The following is a 20,759-nucleotide window of genomic DNA, read 5'->3' as shown; positions in this document are numbered from 1 at the left end:
AGCCTCACACCCAGCCGGGCAGCCAGTTGTGCAGCAGCCAGAACTCGTACGGCACGCTCATGCCGGTCCACAGGGGCAGGAAGAACGCCGACACCAGCACCACGAACGCGAGGAAGATCATCACCGTGCGCTCGCCGGACTGCCGACGGTGCAGCGGATCCACGCGCGTGCCGGCGATGATCCGCAGCGTCATGGCCAGCGCGATCACGAGGAACGGCATCATCACGACCGTGTAGAACTGGAAGATCGTGCGATCGGGGAACATCAGCCACGGCACATAGGTGACCGCGAGGCCGACGAGGGGGATGCTCAGCTCCGGGCCGACGGATCGCCGGGTGATCCAGCCGCGCACCAGGCGGTAGAGCAGGTAGATCGCCGCGGCCACGCCCGCGTACCAGATGAGCGGGTTCGGGATCGCGGAGATCACGCCGATGCAGTGGTCCGTGCCGCAGCCGGTGGGATCGGAGTCGACCCATACGGCCGTGGGGCGCAGCAGCAGAGGCCACTCCCAGGCGGGGCTCGCATAGGGGTGCCCGCGAGTCAGGCCGACGTGGAAGCCGAGCATCGACTCGTGGTACTTCCACAGGGCGATCAGCGGGTTAGGGTCGCTCTGGCGGTCATAACCCCCTGCGGTCACCAGCCAACCGGTCCAGCTGATCAGGTACACGGCCAGGGCGGGGAAGACGAGCAGCACGAACGAGACGGGCCCCTGGCGGAAGGCAGCTGCCGTGGGCCACAGCACCACCCCGGCCCGCCGACGGGCCAGCGCATCGGTGACCACGACGTACAGGCCGAATCCGGCCAGAACGTACAGTCCCGACCACTTCACGGCCGACGCTGCGCCCAGGGCGGTACCCGCCGCGATCAGCCAGGGGCGGCGCCAGAGCACCGGACCCCAGAACGGGTCGGGCTTGTCGGGGTCGCGCCTCGCGAGCACCGGGATGGTCCGCTGCCGGTCGATGATCACGAACAGCACGCCGAGCAGGACGAAGAAGGTCAGGATGCCGTCGAGCAGGGCGATGCGGCTCATGACGATGCTCAGGCCGTCGATCGCGAGCAGTGTTCCGGCCACGCTCGCGACCACCACGGAACCGCTGAGTCGTCGCGCGATCAGGTAGACCAGCAGAACGGAGGCGGTGCCGAGCAGTGCCGTCGCGAGCCGCCAGCCCGCGCTGTTGTCGGGACCGCCGATCGCCATGCCCAGCGCGATGAGCCACTTGCCGAGCGGCGGATGCACGATGAACGCGCCCTGTTCGGACAACGGCAGCTGCTGCAGGGTGATGAACGCGTCGTTGGCGTTCTCACCCCAGGTGCCCTCGTAGCCGAGGGTCCACAGCGACCACGCGTCCTTGACGTAGTAGGTCTCGTCGAACGCCAGCTGATGCGGATGCGCGACGTTGATCAGACGGAGGAGGGCGGCGATCGCGGTGATCACGAGAGGGGCGAGCCAGCGGATCGCGCGTCCCCAGTCCGGATCCCGCAGCAGACGATCGCGGAGCTGCCCGTAGCGCGTCGACCGCTCCTCGGGAGCGGGAAGCAGGGGCACGGGCGCGGTCACCGCTCCAGCCTAGACAACAGGCCTTCTCCGCCGGCTGCATCCCGCCCGCCTAAGCTGGGCGGGTGATCATCCTCGCCGCCACTCCGATCGGAAATCTCGGCGACGCATCTCGCCGCCTCGTGGAGGTGTTGGAGAACGCCGAGGTCGTCGTCGCGGAGGACACCCGCACCACCCAGCGCCTGCTTAAGGCCCTGCAGATCGACAACAGGCCGCGCCTGATCGCCCTGCACGACCACAACGAGAAGCAGAAGGCCGCCGAGCTGGCAGCCCTCGCGGCGGAGACCGACATCGTGGTGATGAGCGATGCCGGGATGCCGACCGTCAGCGACCCCGGGTACGGACTGGTCGCCGAGGCGGTGGCGCAGGGAGTCACCGTCACCGCGATCCCCGGGCCGAGCGCGGTGCTGATGGCGCTCGCGATCTCGGGCCTGCCCACCGACCGCTTCACGTTCGAGGGGTTCCTGCCGCGCAAGCCGGGGGAGCGTCGCTCCACACTGCGCGCGCTGGCCGCCGAACCCCGCACCATGGTCTTCTTCGAGTCGCCCGCCCGCCTCGCGAGCGCTCTCGCCGACATGGGCACCGCGTTCGGCGACGAGCGGCGGATCGCGGTGTGCCGCGAGCTCACGAAGCTCTACGAGGAGGTGCGCCGCGGCACCTCCTCCGAACTCGTCGCCTGGGCCGAGAACGGGGTGAAGGGCGAGATCGTCGTCGTGGTCGAAGGGGCGTCGCGTCGTGATGCCTCCCCGGAAGACGCCCTCGTCCAGGTGCAGAAGCTCGTCGCCGACGGCATCCGGCTGAAGGATGCCGCGTCCGAGGTCGCGGCCCTCACCGGTCTCTCCTCCCGAGACCTCTACCAGGCCGCCCTCGCCGCCCGATCCGGAGGGGCGTCGGCGTGAGCAAGGCGGCGACCGTGTACGACGTGGCCGATCGGGCCGGCGTCTCGATCGCCACGGTCTCGCGGGTGCTGCGCTCGCCGGACGCCGTGCGTCCGGTCACCCGCGAACGCGTGCTCGACGCCGTCGCCGCGCTCGGGTACGTCCCCAGCGGCAGTGCCAGGGGCCTCGCCGAGCGGCGGACAGGGGTGCTGGGACTGTACTTCCCCGGATTCGACGCCGCGGAGGATGCTCCGCCTCTCGACGCCCTCTCCGCCGCCGACAGCGAGGCGCCGCCATTCGCGATCGTCCGCGAGGAGGCGGAGGTCGACGGCCGGCACACCTCGATGCTGTTCCTCGACGAGGTGCTGCGCGGTGCGGAGCTGGAGGCGTGGAAGCAGGGCTTCGTGCTGATGGTCGGCGTCGGACGTGACGACCCCGATCGCTCCACCGTGCGGGACATGGCCGGCCGGGTTGACGGGCTCATGGTCCTCGCCAGTAGTGTGCCCGACGACGTGCTGGCCCGACTGGCGCGACGCATCCCCGTGGTGGTGCTCTCCGGCCCCCCGCGCGGCGATCACTACGACCACGTGACGGTGAGCAACGCCGAGGCGATGGCCGAGCTGACCAGGCACGTGCTGGCTCAGGTGGGGGACGGGCGGCTCGCCTTCCTCGCGGGGCCGGCGGACTCCCCGGATGGACTGCAGCGCTGGGAGGGCTTCGCCGCTGCCGTGGTGGAGGCCGGCGGGTCCCTCGACGACGTGACGGTGCGGCGCGGCGACTTCACCCGCGCGTCGGGGCGCCAGGCCGCCGAGGAGATTCTCGCGGCCGGCACGCCGGCCGCGCTCATCTGCGCGAACGATCAGATGGCCCTCGGCGCGCTCGACGTGTTCCGCGGCGCGGGCGTCCGGGTGCCGGACGACGTGCTGGTGACGGGCTTCGACGGCATCGAGGCCGCCGCGCTCTCGCAGCCGCCGCTGACCACGATCCGCCAGCCGATGATCGACCTCGGGCGCGCGGCGGTGCAGGTGCTCGCCCGCCGCCTCGAGAACGCCGATGCCGACCCCGTGGTCGCGCGGCTGCCGCTGCAGATCCTGTTGCGCGAGAGCTCTCTGCGCCCCGCCTGACGGCTCGACACATGCCCCGGTGGCGGTGTCAAGGGGTTGCGATCGCAAAATGTATGCGCTTACAATCGCTGAGGCGGCGCAGGATGCCGTTCATGACAGAGACGACATGAGGTGGCAGATGTCCGGTGGAAGAACACCGAGAGGGCGCGTGATCCAGCGCTGGCGCCGAGCGGCGATCGTAGGCCTGGCGGCCGTCGCGGTCGCACTCAGCGGCTGCAGCATCCAGATCACATCCCAACCCGATCCGTCGATCGGCGCCGACACGATGCTGATCAACGCCGACAAGGGCAATCCGTTCTTCACGAAGAACTTCAACCCGTATCTCACCAACACGCGCACGGCGTCGCGGTGGATCTACGAACCGCTGATCCTGATCAACCCGCTCGACGGCACCCAGAACCCGTGGCTCGCGTCCGAGTGGTCCCAGCCCGACGCCCGCACGATCGTGATGACGATCCGCGACGACGTGACCTGGAGCGACGGCGAAGACCTCACTCCCGAGGACGTCGCCTTCACGTTCCAGCTGTTGAAGGACAACCCGTCGCTCGACATCAAGGGCGCATGGCAGCACCTCGAGAGCGTCGAGACCGAGGGCGGCGACGTGATCCTGCACCTCAAGACCGACGACGCTCCTTCTCTGTCGATCCTCGGGCAGACCATGATCGTCCCTGAGCATCTCTGGGCCGATGTGAAGGACAGCGGCACCTACCGCAACGAGACGCCGGTCGGCACCGGCCCCTTCGTGCTCGGCAACTACAACGACCAGCAGTACTCGATGGACAAGAACCCCGACTACTGGCAGGCCGACTCGATCGAGATCGAGCACATCATCCTCCCCGCCACGAACTCGCAGCTGGACACCGTCAGTCGCGGCTACGACTGGGCCTACGCCTTCATCTCCGATGTCGAGGGCACGTGGGGCGCGGCGAGCGAGCACAACTCCTGGTGGTTCCCGCCGGGCGGCGTGATCGCGCTGATGCCGAACCTCGAGGTCGCGCCCTTCGACGACGTGAACGTGCGCCGTGGCATCGCGCTCTCCCTCGACCGCGCGGAGATCGCCGAGACCGCCTCCGAGGGGTACATGAAGCCGGCCGGTCAGACCGGGCTCATCCTCCCCAACCAGGAGCAGTACCTGGATCCGAGCATCCCCGACCAGGGCATGATCACGCAGGACAAGGACGCCGCTCTCGCCGCCTTCGCCGAAGCGGGGTACACCCTGGACGGCGACCGCCTCGTCGACGCGAACGGCGAGCAGCTCGAATTCGCCCTCACCACCGCGAATGGCTTCACCGACTGGACCAGGGCCGCGCAGACCGTGCGCAGCCAGCTCGCCGACGTGGGCGTGAAGGTCACGCTCAAGCTCCCGCAGCCCGCGGGCTACCAGAGCGCGATCAGCAACGGTGACTTCGAGATGGCCATCGGCGGCATGGGCAACGGCGACGTCTACCAGGCGTACAACAACCTGCTCTCCAGCGAGTTCTACGTGCCGTCGGGAGAGCCGACGGCGAACAACTTCGAACGCTACAGCTCGGAGAAGGTCGACGCGCTGCTCGCGGAGTACCGCGAGACCGTCGACACCGCCCGCCAGGCCGAGATCGTGAAGGAGCTGCAGGGCATCGTCTACGACGAGATGCCCGTGATCGGCCTCTACTACGGCGGCATCTGGGGCCTGTTCAACGACGCCAAGTTCACCGGCTGGCCGAGTGAGGAAGACCCGTACATGATCCCGCAGAACTACGACTCCGCGCCGCTGATGATCTTCACGCACCTGAAGCGCGTCAAGGGGGACGACCGATGAAGTACGCGCTGCAGAAGTTCGGCCTGTTCGTGCTCACGCTGTGGGCCGCGGTCACCCTGAACTTCTTCCTTCCGCGGATGATGCCGGGTTCTCCGGCGGATGCCGCCATCGCGAAGCTGTCCCAGAACGGACCGGTGTCGGACGCCACGCGCGCCGCCATCGAGGCGCAGCTGGGCGTTCCGACCGGGTCGCTGTGGGATCAGTACATCGCCTACCTCGGACAGGTCGTCCGGCTCGACTTCGGCGTCTCGTACACGTTCTACCCGCAGTCGGTGTCGAGCATGGTGTCCACCGCCCTGCCGTACACGATCGGCCTCGTCGGCATCGTCACGATCCTCGCGTTCGTGATCGGCACGCTGATCGGCGTCTCGGCGGCCTGGCGACGGGGCACCTGGCTCGACAGCCTCCCGACGCTGACCGGCTCGTTCCTCAGCACGTTCCCCTACTTCTGGACCGCGCTGCTGCTGCTGTTCTTCTTCGGCTACGTGCTGCACTGGTTCCCGACCACGGGCGCCTACTCCGCGACGACGACCCCCGGATTCACCTGGGAGTTCCTCGGAGACCTGCTCAGCCACGCGTTCCTTCCCGCTCTGACGATCCTGCTCACCTCGCTGGGCGGCTGGATCATCGGGATGCGCAACGCCATGATCAACACGCTCGGCGAGGACTACATCACGTTCGGCGAGGCGAACGGCCTGCACGGGCGCACGATCGCCCTCCGCTACGCCGCGCGCAACGCGATCCTGCCCAACCTCACCGGCTTCGGGCTCACGCTCGGCGGCGTCGTCGGCGGATCGATCCTCGTGGAGCAGGTGTTCGGATATCCGGGCATCGGGTATCTGCTGTTCAACGCCGTGATCGGGCAGGACTACCCGCTCATGCAGGCGCTCTTCCTGATGATCACCGTGAGCGTGCTCATCGCCAACTTCCTCGTTGACATCCTGTACGGGGTACTCGACCCAAGGACCCGCCGATGACTTCCACCATGAACGTCAAGATCCCCGCCGAGCGCATCGCCGCGCCCAGCCCGTGGCGCGCCTTCGGGCGCATGGTCGCCACCCTCTGGGGCAACGGCAAGGCACGGCTCGGACTGTGCATCCTCGCCTTCTTCGTGCTGGTGGCGGTGTTCGCCCCGCTCCTGGCCCCGTACGGCGCGAAGGACAACACCTTCGAGCGCAACGCCGATGCCTCCTGGGCGCACTGGCTCGGCACGACGGCGGCGGGGGAGGACGTGCTCAGCCAGCTCATCTACGGCGCGCAGGTCAGCCTCCTGGTCGGCTTCGCCGCCGGCATCCTGTCCACCATCGTGGCCGTGCTCATCGGCCTCAGCTGGGGATACATGCGCGGCTTCGCCGGCGAGGTGGTCGGCTTCATCGTCAACCTCTTCCTGGTGATCCCCGGACTCCCGCTGATGATCGTGATCGCCGCGTATCTGCAGAACGGCGGCATCCTGATGATCATCGCGGTCATCGTGGTGACCGGCTGGGCGTGGGGTGCTCGCGTGCTCCGCAGCCAGACGCAGTCGCTGCGCGGCAACGACTTCGTCACCTCGGCGCAGTTCTCGGGTGACAGCAGGACGCGCATCGTGTTCCGCGAGATCCTGCCGAACATGACGTCGATCATCGCCGGCACGCTCTTCGGAGCGGCCACGGCGGCGATCCTCGCGGAGGCGGGGCTGGAGTTCCTCGGCCTCGGCGACTCCAGCATCGTCAGCTGGGGCACGATGCTCTACTGGGCCCAGAACTCCAACTCCCTGCTCACCGGACAGTGGCTGCTGCTGTTCGCCCCCGGTCTGTGCATCGCACTGCTGGCACTGAGCCTGACACTGATCAACTTCGGCGTGGACGGCATCTCCAATCCGCGCCTGCGAGAGGGGAAGGGCCGATGACCGCCATGGCACCCGAGACCACACCGATGCCGAACGACATCCTGCTCGACGTGCAGGGGCTGTCCGTGGAGTACGCCTCGCCGGGCACGAAGCCCGTCACCGCGGTCGAGAACGTGTCGTTCTCGCTGCGCCGCGGCGAGTTCGTCGGGCTGGTCGGCGAGTCGGGGTCGGGCAAGTCGACCCTCGGCTTCGCGCTCACCCGACTGCAGAAGCCGCCGGCACGGATCAGCGCAGGGCGCATCCTCTTCGGGGGCCGCGACATCCGCGAACTGGATGCGGAGGAGCTGCGTCGCCAGCGCCAGGGCGGGTTCGCCATGGTGCTGCAGTCGGGCATGAACGCGCTCAACCCGGTGCGTACGATCGGCAACCACTTCCGCGACATCTTCGCCGCGCACGGCCACGTACCCAAGGACGCGCGCGATGCGCGTGCCCGGGAACTGATCGGCAAGGTCGGACTCGACGCGTCGGTGCTCGCCCGCTACCCGGGTGAGCTCTCCGGCGGTATGCGCCAGCGTGCCTCGATCGCGCTCGCGCTGTCTCTCGAACCACAGCTGATGGTGTTCGACGAGCCCACCACCGCGCTCGACGTGCTCGTGCAGCACGCGGTCATGGACACGATCAAGGAGCTGCAGCGCGCCGAGCACTTCACCGCCATCCTCATCAGTCACGACCTCGGCATCGTGCTGGAGGCGACGGACAGGGTGATGGTGATGCACGAGGGTCATATCGTCGAGGACGCCAGGAGCATCGACATCCTCGAACGCCCGCAGGACGAGTACACCCGGATGCTGCTGAGCCACTACGCAGACCCGCGGGCGGAGAAGATCGAGATCCCCGGATTCCTCGACGCGGGCACCCGGCGTCGAGAGGGCCGCCGTCGCACCGACGTCACCGAGACGCTGCCGACCGTCTCGTCGCGCGACACCCGTCGTGCGGATGCGGCGATCGTGGTGGAGGGCGTCTCGAAGCACTACCCGGCCCCTCGACGTGGGCAGGACGCCGTGACCGCGGTCGACGACGTCTCGTTCCGGCTCGAACCCGGCGAGGCGCTCGCGCTCGTCGGCGCCTCGGGCTCGGGCAAGTCGACCATCGCCAAGATGCTCACCGGTGTCGAGAAGCCGACCTCCGGCACCGTGCACTTCGGTGATGTCGACGTGGCGTCCCTCAAGCGGCGGGGTCTGCGCGACCTGCGCAAGGACGTGCAGATGGTCTTCCAGGACCCGTATGCGGCACTGAACCCGTTGCACACCGTGGAGTACGCCCTCACGCGTCCGGTCATGAACTACACCACGCTGCGGGGGCCCGAGGCCAGGGCCCGCGTGCTCGAACTGCTCGAGACGGTCGGCCTCACGCCCGTCGAGCAGTTCGCGGCGAAGCTGCCGCACCAGCTCTCCGGCGGACAGCGGCAGCGCGTCGTGATCGCCAGGGCACTCGCGAGCGACCCGCAGGTGCTGATCGCCGACGAGCCCGTCTCGATGCTCGACGTCTCGCTGCGCGCCGGGGTCCTGGCGCTGCTGGAGGACCTGCGCGAGAGGTGGGGCATCAGCATGCTCTACATCACGCACGACCTGCTGAGCGCGAGGCTCGTGACCCAGAACATCCTGGTGCTCAACGGCGGACGCGTGGTCGAACGCGGCGAGACTGCGGAGGTGCTGCAGCATCCGGAGGATCCGTACACGATCCAGTTGCTGGACGCCGTGCCCAATCCCACGCGAATCCGATAGAACCCTCGATCCGTACATCAACACCGAGAGGAGCACTCGTGCTCGCATTCCCCGACGGCTTCCTGTGGGGTGCCGCGACAGCGGCCCACCAGGTGGAGGGCAACAACACCACGAGCAACTGGTGGGCGATGGAACACGCGCCCGGCTCGCCCATGGTGGAGCCCTCCGGCGACGCCGCCGATCACTTCCATCGCTACCCGGAGGACATGCGGCTGCTCGCCGACGCCGGGCTGAACTCCTACCGGTTCTCGGTGGAGTGGGCGCGGATCGAGCCCGAGCGCGGCTTCGTCTCCCGGGCGATGCTCGACCACTACCGCCGCATGATCGACACGGCGCGCGAGAACGGGCTCGACCCCACGGTCACGCTCATGCACTTCACGGTGCCGCAGTGGTTCCAGAAGGACGGCTTCTGGCGCGCCGATGATGCGGTCGACCTGTTCGCCCGCTACGTCGAGACCGTGCTGCCGATCCTCGACGGCATCGACTACGTGTGCACCATCAACGAGCCGAACATCGCGGCGATGCTGGCCGGGGGAGAGGACGCGGCGAATCTGGTCGCCTACGGCCTCCCGAACCCCGACCTCGCCGTGGCCGACACGCTGCTCGATGCGCACCACCGTGCCACCGAGATCCTGCACTCGGTACCGGGAGTCAAAGCCGGATGGACGATCGCCACGCAGGCGTTCCACTCCACCGGTGAGCCCGGCGCCGACGAGATGCTCGCCACGTACGGCGACCCGCGCGACCACTGGTACCTCGACCAGTCGGCCGGCGACGACTTCGTCGGCGTGCAGGCCTACACCCGCACCTTCATCGGCCCGGAGGGTCCTCTGCCCGTGTCGCCGGACGTCGAGACCACGCTGACCGGCTGGGAGTTCTTCCCCGAGGCTCTCGAGATGGGTGTGCGCAGCGCCTGGGAGCGCAGTGGCGGCGTGCCGGTGCTCGTGACCGAGAACGGTATCGCGACCGCCGACGACACCCGGCGAATCGCCTACACACAGGGAGCGCTGGAGGGACTGCACCGCGCGATCTCCGACGGCATCGACGTGCGGGCCTACCAGCACTGGAGCGCGCTCGACAACTACGAATGGGCCAGCGGCTTCCGGCCCACGTTCGGGCTGATCGGCTTCGACCATGAGACGTTCGAGCGCTCGCCGAAGCCGTCGCTCGCGTGGCTGGGTGAGGTCGCGCGCCGCAACGGTCTCTGAGACCGGTCGACGACCCCGCCTCGGATGCGCCCCCGGCATCCGTGGCGGGGTTACCCTCGGGTCATGACGAACGCCATGCACGCGACCAGGGAGGACACGCTCCGCTCGGCCGCAGCCGGACTGAGCGCATCGTTCCTCGCCGTCGGCCTGGCAGAACTCGTCGCCGCGGTGGTGGAGCCGAGCGCGAGCCCGTTCGCCGTGATCGGCAGCGGGCTCATCGACCTCGCACCGAGCTGGGCGAAGGACACGGCCATCGCGCTGTTCGGTACCGGCGACAAGGTGGCGTTGATCGTGGGCATCGCCCTGGTGCTCGTGGTCGTCGCCGCCGGCGCGGGCATCCTTGAGCGTCGACGGTCCGGTGTCGGCGCCGTGATCCTGGGAGCACTCGGCGTCCTCGCCGTCGTCGCCGCGATGATCCGCCCCGGTGCGGGGCCGTTCGCCTGGCTCCCTGGTCTCGTCGCCGGTCTGGTCGCGGTGATCGTCCTGCGCCTCCTCGTCGCTCGACTGCGTCCGGTCGCCGGCCTCCGACCCGACGGCGAGGATCGGAGACGGTTCCTGATCTGGACCGCCGGAGTCGCCGCCGCCGGCGCCGTCGCCCTCATCGTCGGCAACCTCGCCCGCGGCGCGACCCGTTCGATCGAGGCGGTCCGCGAGGCACTGCGGCTGCCGACGGCAGCACGACCGGCAGCCGCGGTTCCCGCCGGCGCAGAGCTCGGGATACGCGGCCTCGCCTCCGTGGTGACCCCGAACGCGGAGTTCTACCGCATCGACACCGCCCTGATCGTGCCGCAGGTCGATCCTGCCGACTGGTCGCTGCGCATCCACGGGATGGTCGACCGCGAGGTGGAGATCACCTGGGACCAGCTGCTCGCCATGCCGATGCAGGAGTCCGATGTGACGCTCGCGTGCGTGTCGAACGAAGTGGGCGGCTCGCTGATCGGCAACGCCCGCTGGCTGGGTGTGCCGGTGCGGGAGCTGCTCGCACGCGCGGGCGTCGACGCCGAGGCCGACATGGTGCTCTCGACCTCCGCCGACGGCTTCACGGCGTCGACCCCGATCGAGGCTCTGACCGATGATCGCGACGCCCTGCTCGCGATCGGCATGAACGGCGAGCCGCTGCTGATCGAGCACGGCTTCCCGGTGCGGATGGTGGTGCCGGGACTCTACGGCTACGTGTCGGCCACGAAGTGGGTCACGCAGCTGGAGGTGACGCGGTTCGACCGTGCGAAGGCCTACTGGACGACGCGGGGATGGTCCGATCGCGGACCGGTCAAGCTGCAGTCGCGCATCGACGTGCCACGCCGCGGGCAGTCGATCCCAGCGGGTGACGCGGTGATCGCCGGAATGGCCTGGCATCAGCACGTCGGCATCGCCGGCGTCGAGGTGCGCATCGACGACGGTCCCTGGCGTGCCGCGGAACTCGCGACCGCCATCTCGGCCGACACGTGGGTGCAGTGGAGCATCGACTGGGTGGCGGAGAGCGGTGCGCACACCGTCGAATGCCGGGCGCTCAGCGTCGATGGCGAGACGCAGACAGCGGATCCGGCGGCCCCCGCGCCCGACGGCGCGCAGGGGTGGCATCGGATCGACGTGTCGGTGGCGTGAGCCGGGGGAGACCTCCGGCGCACGGCGTAACCCCCCGCGGTATCCCGCCTAGAATTGCTCCATGCCCGCAGGCGAATCCTTCTACATCACCACGCCCATCTACTACCCGTCCGACGTGCCTCACATCGGCCACGGGTACACGACGGTGGCCGTCGACGCGCTCGCACGGTGGCACCGCCAGGCGGGGGATGACACCTGGATGCTCACGGGCACCGACGAGCACGGGCAGAAGATGCTGCGGGCCGCGGCGGCGAACAACGTCACCCCGCAGGAGTGGGTGGACAAGCTCGTCAGCGAGAGCTGGTTCCCGCTGCTGACGACGCTCGACGTCGCCAACGACGACTTCATCCGCACCACGCAGGAGCGCCACGAGACGAACGTCCAGACGTTCTTCCAGCGCCTGTATGACCGCGGCTACATCTACGCGGGCGAGTATGAGGCGCTCTACTGCGTGGGCTGCGAGGAGTTCAAGCCCGAGTCGGAGATCGTCGACGGCACCGGTCCCTTCGAGGGGCTGAAGGTCTGTGCGATCCACTCGAAGCCGCTGGAGCTGCTGCAGGAGAAGAACTACTTCTTCAAGCTCAGCGAGTTCCAGGACCGTCTGCTCGAGCTCTACAAGACCCAGCCCGACTTCGTGCGCCCCGACTCGGCACGCAACGAGGTCGTCTCCTTCGTGAGCCAGGGCCTCAAGGACCTGTCGATCTCGCGGTCGACGTTCGACTGGGGCATCCCGCTGCCGTGGGACGAGTCGCACGTCATCTACGTGTGGGTCGACGCCCTGCTCAACTACGCCACGGCGGTGGGCTACGGCTCCGACGAGGAGACCTTCGAGCGTCGCTGGCCCGCGTACCACGTGGTCGGCAAGGACATCCTGCGCTTCCACGCCGTGATCTGGCCGGCGCTGCTGATGGCGGCAGGCCTCGAGGTGCCCAAGGGCGTCTTCGCGCACGGCTGGCTGCTCGTCGGTGGCGAGAAGATGTCGAAGTCGAAGCTCACCGGCATCGCGCCGACCGAGATCACCGATGTCTTCGGCTCCGACGCCTACCGCTTCTACTTCCTCTCCGCGATCGCCTTCGGACAGGACGGCTCGTTCTCGTGGGAAGACCTGTCGGCCCGCTATCAGGCCGAGCTCGCGAACGGCTTCGGCAACCTCGCCTCGCGCACGACCGCGATGATCGAGAAGTACTTCGAGGGCGTCGTTCCCCCCGCGGCCGAGTACACCGAGAAGGATCTCGCGATCCAGAAGATCGTGGCGGATGCGGCGAGGAACGCCGATGCCGCGGTCGCGCAGTTCCGCATCGACGAGGCGATCTCGTCGATCTGGACGATCGTCGACGCGCTGAACGGCTACATCACCGCGAACGAGCCGTGGGCGCTCGCCAAGCAGGCGAACAGCGGAGACGAGGACCAGCGCGCGCGCCTCGGCACCGTGCTGTACACCTGCGCCGAGGGCCTGCGCGCGCTTGCGGTGCTGCTCTCGCCGGTGATGCCGCAGTCGACCGAGAAGCTCTGGATCGCGCTCGGGGCCGCCGAGGCCCTGGGCCGTCTGCAGGACCAGCCGATCCGCGAGGCCGGCGCCTGGGGCGTGCTTCGTCCCGGTACCAGCGTGAACGGCCTCGCCCCGCTGTTCCCGCGGGTGGAGACCACGGCCTGAGCCGCGGCCGACGACGGAGCCCGACGACATGGCCGAGACCTACGTGCGTAAGCGCTCGGGGGACGGACGCAAGGATCTGAAGTATCCGTCCGCCCCCGAGCCGCTGACGGTTCCGGTGTACGACAATCATGCGCACCTGGAGATCGTCGACGGCGACGAGCCGCTGTCGCTGACCGAGCAGCTCGACCGCGCGGCGGCCGTGGGCATCGCCGGGGTCGTCCAGGCCTCGGGCGACATCGAATCGTCGCGGTGGGCGGTCGAGGCCGCGGCATCCGACCCGCGCGTGCTCGCCGCCGTCGCGATCCACCCCAACGACGCGCCGACCTATGCCGAGGAAGGTCGTCTCGACGAGGCGATCGCGGTGATCGACGAACTCGCCGCCCACCCGCGCACCAGGGCGATCGGTGAGACGGGCCTGGACTTCTTCCGCACGGAGCCCGAGCGGCAGGCGCCGCAGTTCGAGTCGTTCGAGGCGCACATCGCCCTCGCGAAGAAGCACGGCATCGCGATGCAGATCCACGATCGCGACGCGCACGAGGCGGTGCTGGAGACACTCGCCCGCGTCGGTGCCCCGGAGCGCACGGTGTTCCACTGCTTCTCGGGCGATGACGCGATGGCCCGCATCTGCGCCGAGGCCGGTTACCACCTGTCGTTCGCCGGGAACCTCACGTTCAAGAACGCCCAGAACCTGCGCGACGCGCTGCAGGTCACCCCGCTCGATCGCATCCTGGTCGAGACGGACGCCCCGTTCCTCACTCCGGTGCCGCTGCGGGGCCGCCCGAACGCGCCGTACCTCGTGCCGATCACGGTGCGCTTCATGGCTGCGGAGCTCGGCATCGATGTGGATGAGCTGTGCGCCCAGCTCGCCGAGAACACCCTGCGGGTCTACGGCTCCTTCGACTCCTGAGGCTCGTTCGACTCCTGACTCGCGGGTTCCGCGTCTTCGGGGCCGGTGTCGGCGATGGGCTTCGCCGAGACGATCTGCGAGATGGGTTTCCACACCAGCAGCAGCGTGAGAGCCGCGCCGACGAACGCGAACCACCACGGCGCGGTGAGCCCCCATACCTGGGCGATCACGCCGCCGAGCGCCTGCCCGACGACCATGCCGCCGAAGACTCCGACCATGTTCACCGAGGCCACCCGCCCCTGCAGCTCGGCGGGAACCAGGCGCTGCCGCACGGTCGTGGAGATCGTGCCCCACACGAACGCATAGGCGCCGAAGAAGAACATGATGACCAGCGCGACCCAGCCGGTCGTGGTGAGGGCGAACGACAGGTGCATGAGCACTTCGAGCGACAGCACCACGCGCATCAGCGTCGCGAAGGACACGTGCCTCTCCAGCCAGCCGAAGCTGAGTGTCGCGAGGATGCCGCCGGCCGCTGACGCGGTCGTGAGCGCTCCGTAGCCGACAGCGCCCATGTGCAGGTGCTCGGTGGCGTACAGCACGAGCACGCCCCAGGGGGCTGCCCAGGTGATGTTGAAGACCAGGATGATGAGCACGAGCATGCGCACCGGAGGGTTGCGCCACAGCCAGCGCAGACCTTCGGCGATGTCGGTGTGCACGGGCGGGTGCGTATCGGTCTCGCGGGGCGGGACGGGCGTCTTCGCCATGCGCGAGATGAGCACGACCGCGAAGCTCACGCACACGACCTCGAGCAGGAACGGCCAGGCAGTGCCGGCGGCGAACAGGAACGCGCCCAGCGGCGGGCCGGCGAACTGGTTCGCCACGAGGTACCCGGCCTGCAGGCGCGCGTTGCCGATCCCGAGGTCGGCGGGCTTCACGAGCATCGGCAGCAGCGTGCTGCCCGCCGTGTCGACGAAGACCTCGGCGCTGCCGTAGAGGAAAGCGACAGCGAGCACGATCCAGATGTTCGCGACGCCCGTGACGAGGAAGACGCACAGCGCCGCGAGCACCACGGCTCTGGCGGCGTTCGCGAACATGACGAGGCGTCGACGGTCGAAGCGGTCGGCGATCGCGCCCGCGTGCAGCCCGAACAGCAGCCAGGGAAGGAACTGCAGGATCGCACCGGCCGCCACCAGGATCGGCGAGGAGGTCATCGACGCGATGAGCAGGGGAGCGGCCGCGAGGGCGACGCCGTCGCCGATGTTGCTCGTCCACGAGGAGGCGAGCAGCCACCGGAAGTCCCGGCCCATGCGGCGGGGCGCGACGAGTTCACCGAGGGAGGGCACCAGAGAAGACTACTGACGGCGGGAGACATCGGTGCCGTGGGGGAGAATGGGAGGATGACCGTCACCCTGCTCGGCGCCACCGAGATCCGCCGCCTCGCCGCCGAGCTCGACGTCACCCCGACGAAGAAGCTCGGCCAGAACTTCGTCACCGACGCGAACACCGTGCGCAAGATCGTGCAGGCGGCTCGCGTGCAGCCGGACGAGCGCGTGGTCGAGGTCGGTCCGGGGCTCGGGTCGCTGACCCTCGCGATCCTGGAGACCGGCGCATCGGTCACGGCCGTCGAGATCGATCACCGCCTCGCGGCCCGCCTCGCGCAGACCGCCGCCGAGCACGGCGTCGAAGCCGACCGTCTCACGGTCGTCGATGCCGATGCGCTGCGCATCACCGAGCTGCCTGGCGAGCCGACGGTGCTGGTGGCCAACCTGCCCTACAATGTCTCGGTGCCGGTGCTGCTGCACTTCCTCGAGAACTTCGCCTATCTGCAGCGTGGTGTCGTGATGGTCCAGGCCGAGGTCGCCGAGCGGCTGGCCGCGAAGCCCGGTTCGAAGATCTACGGCTCGCCCAGCGTCAAGGCCGCCTGGTACGGCGACTGGAAGCTCTCCGGGAACGTCTCCCGTCAGGTGTTCTGGCCGGTCCCGAATGTCGACAGCCTGCTCGTCGGCTTCGACCGTTCCGAAGGGGAGCGGGGCACCGAAGAGGAACGTCGTCGCACGTTCCGGATCGTCGACGCCGCCTTCAACCAGCGGCGCAAGATGCTCCGTCAGGCACTGTCCGGCATCTTCGGCAGCTCTGCGGCGGCCTCCGAGGTGCTGCTCGCCGCCGGCGTCGCGCCGACGGCCCGAGGCGAGGACCTCACCGTCGAGGACTACCAGCGCATCGCGCAGCACGCGGCCGCGTCCGAGGTTCTCACCGACGACGTCGCTCCCACCCAGTAACCTGGCACCGTGAACGAGTCCCCCCGCTTCCGCCCCGATGTCCCCGAGCTGCACCGTCCGTACGCTGCCGACGAAAGTCGCTATCAGCAGTTCGCCTACCGACAGGTCGGCACCTCCGGCCTGTACCTGCCGCCGATCTCGCTCGGGCTGTGGTGGAACTTCGGCGACAACATCCCGCTCGACAATCAGCGCGCACTGCTGCGCCACGCGTTCGACCGCGGCATCACCCACTTCGATCTGGCGAACAACTACGGTCCGCCCTACGGCTCCGCCGAGAAGAACTTCGGCCGCATCTTCGCCGAGGACTTCCGCCCGTACCGCGACGAGCTGATCATCTCGTCGAAGGCCGGATGGGACATGTGGCCGGGGCCGTACGGAGACTTCGCGAGCCGCAAGTACATCCTCGCGAGCGCCGAGCAGTCGCTGACCCGCATGGGGCTCGACTACGTCGACATCTTCTACTCCCACCGGGTCGACCCGGTCACCCCGATCGCCGAGACGGTCGGCGCCCTCGACACGCTCGTCCGCCAGGGCAAGGCACTCTACGTCGGCATCTCGTCGTACAGCGCCGAGCGCACGGCAGAAGCCGTCGCGGTCGCGAAGGATCTCGGCACACCGCTCGTCATCCACCAGCCGGCGTACTCGATCCTCAACCGCTGGGTCGAAGACGGACTGACCGACACGCTCGAGCAGTCGGGCCTCGGGGCGATCGCCTTCACGCCGCTGGCGCAGGGGCTGCTCACCGACAAGTACCTCGGCGACGGCACGGCCGAGCGCGCGCAGAAGCGCGGCTCGCTGCCGGAGGGCCGGCTCACCGAGGAGGCCGTCCAGACGCTGCGCTCGCTCAACGAGATCGCACAGGGGCGCGGCCAGTCGCTCGCGCAGCTCGCGCTGCAGTGGACGCTGCGCACGCCCGTCGTGGCCTCCGCGCTGATCGGCGCCTCGCGTCCGGAGCAGCTCGACGAGAACATCGCGGCCGTGAACGGCCCTGCCTTCACCACCGAGGAGCTCACCCGTATCGACGAGCTCGCCGGGGCCATCGACGTCAACCTGTGGGCGAAGTCCTCGGAGCTGTGAGCCGATCATGAGCCATGCCGCGTTCGCCGATTCCGTGCACGTGCGCGCCCCGGGGAAGATCAACGTCTTCCTCGGAGTCGGCGGCCGGCATGACGACGGCTACCACGCGCTGGCGACGGTCTTCCAGGCGGTCTCTCTCTACGAAGACGTGATCGCACGCCCTGCCGACGACTTCTCGGTCACGGTCTCGGGCGTGGAGGACATCGACTCGGTCCCCCTCGACGATCGCAACCTGGCGATGCGTGCGGCCAAGCTGCTCGCGGTGGCGGTGGATCACCGGGGCGGCGTCGCGCTCGAGATCCGCAAGAGCGTGCCCGTGGCCGGCGGCATGGGCGGCGGATCAGCCGACGCCGCTGCCGCGCTGGTCGCCTGCGACGCGCTGTGGGGCACGGGACTGTCGCAGACCCGTCTGCACGATCTGGCCGCCCGCCTCGGCGCCGATGTGCCGTTCGCGCTGCACGGCGGCACGGCGGTGGGCACCGGCCGCGGCGATCAGCTCAATCCGGCGCTCGCACGGGGCCGTTTCGACTGGATCCTGGTGCCCAGCGAGCAGGGCCTCTCGACGCCCGTGGTCTACGAACGTCTCGACCTGCTGCGTGAGGAGGAGGGCGCCCTCGCCGACGACCCGCCGCTGTCGCTGGACGTGCCGATCCCGGTGCTGCAGGCTCTCCGCTCGGGCGAACCTGTGCAGCTCGCCGAGACGCTGTTCAACGACCTGCAGGCCGCGGCCCTCTACGAACGGCCCGACCTCGCCGAGACCATCCGTCAGGGCGTCGCCGCCGGAGCGCTCCAGGGCATCGTGTCGGGATCAGGGCCGACGGTCGCGCTGCTCTGCCCCGACCCCGAGACGGCACAGGACGTGCAGTCCTCCCTGCGGGAGACCGGCCTCGACCCGCTGCACGTGCACGGTCCGGTGCCCGGCGCGCGCATCATCGGCTGAGCGGACGCCGTTTCGGCGGGATCCGGCCTCACCCCGCGTTGAGCAGCGCGCTCACGCGGTAGGGGATGACCTCGCGGAGGAAGAGGCTCGTCGACGTGCGGAGGATGCCGGGGCACAGGCGCACGACTTCTGCCACGCGGTAGAGGTCGTCCGGGTCCTTGGCGACGACCCGCAGCAGCAGGTCGGTGTCACCGGCGGGAGCGAAGCACTCCAGCACTTCGGGCACGCGGCTGAGGGCATCGATGGCGGCGGTGATCTGATGCTGATCCAATTCCACCAGGATCGACGCCGAGACGCCGCGACCCAGGGCCTGGGGGAGGATGCGCGAGCTGTGCGCGCGCAGGTATCCGCCCGATTCGAGACGGTCGAGACGGGCATGCACCGTGCCGCGGGCGAGACCCAGATCCTGGGCGATCAGGGCGACCGGCCGCCGCGGGTCCGTGTCGAGCACCGTGAGGATCCTGCGGTCGGTCTCGTCGAGGTTGGCCATTTCGATCACCGTCACCTTCGTCATCGGGTCGCACTTGATCGAATCGATCAATCAGAATCCACTCTATGGTCTGGGTGATCGCCGTGTGTTGGAATCAGTGTCAGAAACGCAGGATGTCGGCCACGAGCGGACATCACGCGCACTCGACGCGGAGGCCACGAGCCCGCAGTCGCCGAGTGCAGACGGCGACGGGCCACGAGCCTCAGTCGGCCCCGTCCCGATGAGGGGCGGGGCAGGCGCTGTCATCGCGTGTCGTGCGTCAGTCGCGGGGCACCAGCAGGCGAAGCTGCACCATGGCCGAGAACCGGGCTTCCGGATCGGTCAGGTCGAGTCCGCTGATCTCCGACAGGCGGCGCAGCCGGTAGCGGAACGTGTTGGGGTGCGTGTAGACCCGTGCGGCGGCGACCGCCACATCTCCGAAGGCGTCGAGCCAGGCCCGCAGCGTCTCGACCAGATGCGTGCCCGCCGCGCAGCAGTGTGTCCACGCCGCCACGATGCCATGCTGGAGGGAGCCGTTCCGGTGCCGCTCGACGAAACCGGGTGGTGCTTCCGGTGCTCGCGCACAACCCGTCACGCGCGGCAACGGCGTTCGAGTGGTGCACACGCGCGCGCCGCCAGACATAATGTAGTGACGATGTGACCGTGCACACGCGAGGAGGCAAGTGATGTCCACCGCCTCCGAGCGTGCGCGGTTGCCGAGCATCCGCGACGTCGCCAGGCTCGCCGGTGTCTCGCATCAGACGGTGTCCCGAGTGCTCAACGATCACCCGAGCATCCGTCCGGAGACGAAGGCCAAGGTCCTCGATGCGATCTCGGTGCTCGACTACCGGCCGAACCTGGCCGCCCGCGCTCTGGTCACCAGCAAGTCGAACATGCTGGGCATCCTGTCCGCCACGATCGGGGAGTTCGGTCCGACCTCGTCCATCGCCGGCATCGAGGATGCGGCGCGCGAGGAGGGGTACTCGGTCTCGACCCTGAACCTCGCCGACACGACGCCAGAGGCGATCGGCAACGCGGTGCGCCAGCTGTCGCGCGAGCAGGTCGACGGCATCGTGGTGCTCGCACCGCAGGTGCGGGTGTTCCATGTGCTTCGCGGCATGTCGGTGGACATGCCGTTCGTGACCCTGCAGACGGCATCGGGCTCGGACGGGGTGAGCCTGTCCGCCGACCAGGTGGCGGGCGCCAAGGCCGCGACGGCCCACCTGATATCGCTCGGTCACAGCGACATCCTGCATCTGGCCGGCCCGCAGGATTGGATCGAGGCGGAGTCTCGCATGCGCGGGTACCTCGACGGACTGCGCGAGGCCGACCTGCCGACGTTCCCGCCGATCCGCGGCGATTGGACAGCCGACTTCGGCTACTTCGCGGGCAAGGAGCTCTCGCGCCGTCGGGACTTCACGGCGGTGTTCGCCGCGAACGATCTGATGGCGATCGGGCTGATGCACGGCTTCCGCGATTCCGGGGTGCGGGTGCCGCACGACGTGAGCGTGATCGGGTTCGACGACATCCCGGTCGCCGCGCACGTGGCGCCGACGCTGAGCACGGTGCATCAGGACTTCCCCGAGCTCGGGCGCCGAGCCGTGCGCATCCTCCTCGCGCAGATCCGGGGAGAGCAGGTGCCGGAGTTCGGCCCGCTGCAGACGATCCTGCGTGCGCGCGAATCCGCCGCAGCACGCTGACCTGTCGCGGGAC

At 69.0% G+C, this 20,759-nt stretch carries 18 protein-coding genes; 14 read left to right on the top strand and 4 right to left on the bottom strand.

Annotation, left to right across the window (positions count from 1 at the left end; all coding sequences use genetic code 11):
* Positions 1-4: 4 nt before the first annotated feature.
* The gene (locus D514_RS23970; protein ID WP_017828827.1) at positions 5-1,558 is read right to left on the bottom strand and encodes a dolichyl-phosphate-mannose--protein mannosyltransferase; all 1,554 of its coding nucleotides are present in this window, start codon (positions 1,556-1,558) and stop codon (positions 5-7) included.
* A gap of 62 nt (positions 1,559-1,620) precedes the next feature.
* Here D514_RS23970 and rsmI point away from each other — a divergent pair, with 62 nt between their 5' ends.
* The 10 genes from rsmI (at position 1,621) to D514_RS23920 (ending at position 14,341) form a co-directional block, all read left to right on the top strand.
* A complete protein-coding gene (rsmI, locus tag D514_RS23965) occupies positions 1,621-2,454 on the top strand; it encodes a 16S rRNA (cytidine(1402)-2'-O)-methyltransferase (RefSeq protein WP_017828826.1) in 834 nt (277 codons plus the stop codon).
* Positions 2,451-3,557: a LacI family DNA-binding transcriptional regulator gene (locus D514_RS23960; protein ID WP_017828825.1), complete on the top strand. Its 1,107-nt coding sequence runs from the start codon at positions 2,451-2,453 to the stop codon at positions 3,555-3,557. Before rsmI ends, D514_RS23960 begins: the two co-directional genes overlap by 4 nt.
* A gap of 148 nt (positions 3,558-3,705) precedes the next feature.
* Positions 3,706-5,355, top strand: a complete 1,650-nt coding sequence (locus D514_RS23955) for an ABC transporter substrate-binding protein (RefSeq protein WP_017828824.1) — start codon at positions 3,706-3,708, stop codon at positions 5,353-5,355.
* Positions 5,352-6,332 (top strand): ABC transporter permease, encoded by a 981-nt coding sequence (locus tag D514_RS23950; protein ID WP_017828823.1) that lies wholly within the window; start codon positions 5,352-5,354, stop codon positions 6,330-6,332. Before D514_RS23955 ends, D514_RS23950 begins: the two co-directional genes overlap by 4 nt.
* On the top strand, positions 6,329-7,243 hold the full coding sequence (locus D514_RS23945; RefSeq protein ID WP_017828822.1) for an ABC transporter permease: 915 nt from the start codon (positions 6,329-6,331) through the stop codon (positions 7,241-7,243). Before D514_RS23950 ends, D514_RS23945 begins: the two co-directional genes overlap by 4 nt.
* Positions 7,240-8,967, top strand: a complete 1,728-nt coding sequence (locus tag D514_RS23940) for an ABC transporter ATP-binding protein (protein ID WP_017828821.1) — start codon at positions 7,240-7,242, stop codon at positions 8,965-8,967. The genes D514_RS23945 and D514_RS23940 overlap by 4 nt, the downstream gene beginning before the upstream one ends.
* Before the next feature lie 38 nt (positions 8,968-9,005).
* Positions 9,006-10,175, top strand: a complete 1,170-nt coding sequence (locus D514_RS23935) for a glycoside hydrolase family 1 protein (RefSeq protein ID WP_017828820.1) — start codon at positions 9,006-9,008, stop codon at positions 10,173-10,175.
* A gap of 63 nt (positions 10,176-10,238) precedes the next feature.
* Entirely contained in the window at positions 10,239-11,780 is a 1,542-nt protein-coding gene (locus D514_RS23930) for a molybdopterin-dependent oxidoreductase (protein WP_236610911.1), read from the top strand.
* 61 nt (positions 11,781-11,841) lie between these two features.
* A complete protein-coding gene (metG, locus tag D514_RS23925) occupies positions 11,842-13,434 on the top strand; it encodes a methionine--tRNA ligase (RefSeq protein WP_017828818.1) in 1,593 nt (530 codons plus the stop codon).
* 28 nt (positions 13,435-13,462) lie between these two features.
* The gene (locus D514_RS23920; RefSeq protein WP_017828817.1) at positions 13,463-14,341 is read left to right on the top strand and encodes a TatD family hydrolase; all 879 of its coding nucleotides are present in this window, start codon (positions 13,463-13,465) and stop codon (positions 14,339-14,341) included.
* Here the strand turns inward: D514_RS23920 and D514_RS23915 are convergent.
* On the bottom strand, positions 14,320-15,588 hold the full coding sequence (locus D514_RS23915) for an MFS transporter (RefSeq protein WP_051056573.1): 1,269 nt from the start codon (positions 15,586-15,588) through the stop codon (positions 14,320-14,322). The two genes, D514_RS23920 and D514_RS23915, sit on opposite strands and share 22 nt — an antisense overlap.
* Before the next feature lie 90 nt (positions 15,589-15,678).
* Here D514_RS23915 and rsmA point away from each other — a divergent pair, with 90 nt between their 5' ends.
* The 3 genes from rsmA to D514_RS23900 are packed head-to-tail and all read left to right on the top strand — an operon-like array spanning position 15,679 to position 18,577.
* Positions 15,679-16,560, top strand: a complete 882-nt coding sequence (gene rsmA, locus D514_RS23910) for a 16S rRNA (adenine(1518)-N(6)/adenine(1519)-N(6))-dimethyltransferase RsmA (protein WP_017828815.1) — start codon at positions 15,679-15,681, stop codon at positions 16,558-16,560.
* A 9-nt stretch (positions 16,561-16,569) separates the two neighbouring features.
* On the top strand, positions 16,570-17,637 hold the full coding sequence (mgrA, locus tag D514_RS23905) for an L-glyceraldehyde 3-phosphate reductase (RefSeq protein ID WP_017828814.1): 1,068 nt from the start codon (positions 16,570-16,572) through the stop codon (positions 17,635-17,637).
* A 7-nt stretch (positions 17,638-17,644) separates the two neighbouring features.
* Positions 17,645-18,577, top strand: a complete 933-nt coding sequence (locus tag D514_RS23900) for a 4-(cytidine 5'-diphospho)-2-C-methyl-D-erythritol kinase (RefSeq protein WP_017828813.1) — start codon at positions 17,645-17,647, stop codon at positions 18,575-18,577.
* 28 nt (positions 18,578-18,605) lie between these two features.
* On the opposite strand, the gene D514_RS23895 is transcribed toward D514_RS23900, so the two are convergent.
* A complete protein-coding gene (locus D514_RS23895) occupies positions 18,606-19,067 on the bottom strand; it encodes an Lrp/AsnC family transcriptional regulator (RefSeq protein WP_031205515.1) in 462 nt (153 codons plus the stop codon).
* Between the two features lie 259 nt (positions 19,068-19,326).
* Positions 19,327-19,560, bottom strand: a complete 234-nt coding sequence (locus D514_RS39105; protein WP_017828811.1) for a CdaR family transcriptional regulator — start codon at positions 19,558-19,560, stop codon at positions 19,327-19,329.
* A 172-nt stretch (positions 19,561-19,732) separates the two neighbouring features.
* Between D514_RS39105 and D514_RS23885 the strand changes: the two genes are divergently transcribed.
* Entirely contained in the window at positions 19,733-20,746 is a 1,014-nt protein-coding gene (locus D514_RS23885; protein ID WP_017828810.1) for a LacI family DNA-binding transcriptional regulator, read from the top strand.
* The last annotated feature ends 13 nt before the right edge of the window (positions 20,747-20,759 follow it).

Source organism: Microbacterium sp. UCD-TDU, assembly GCF_000340625.1.
GTDB classification, from domain to species: domain Bacteria; phylum Actinomycetota; class Actinomycetes; order Actinomycetales; family Microbacteriaceae; genus Microbacterium; species Microbacterium maritypicum.
Note: the sequence above shows the minus strand (reverse complement) of the source record. Positions and strands in the feature narration are given on the sequence as shown.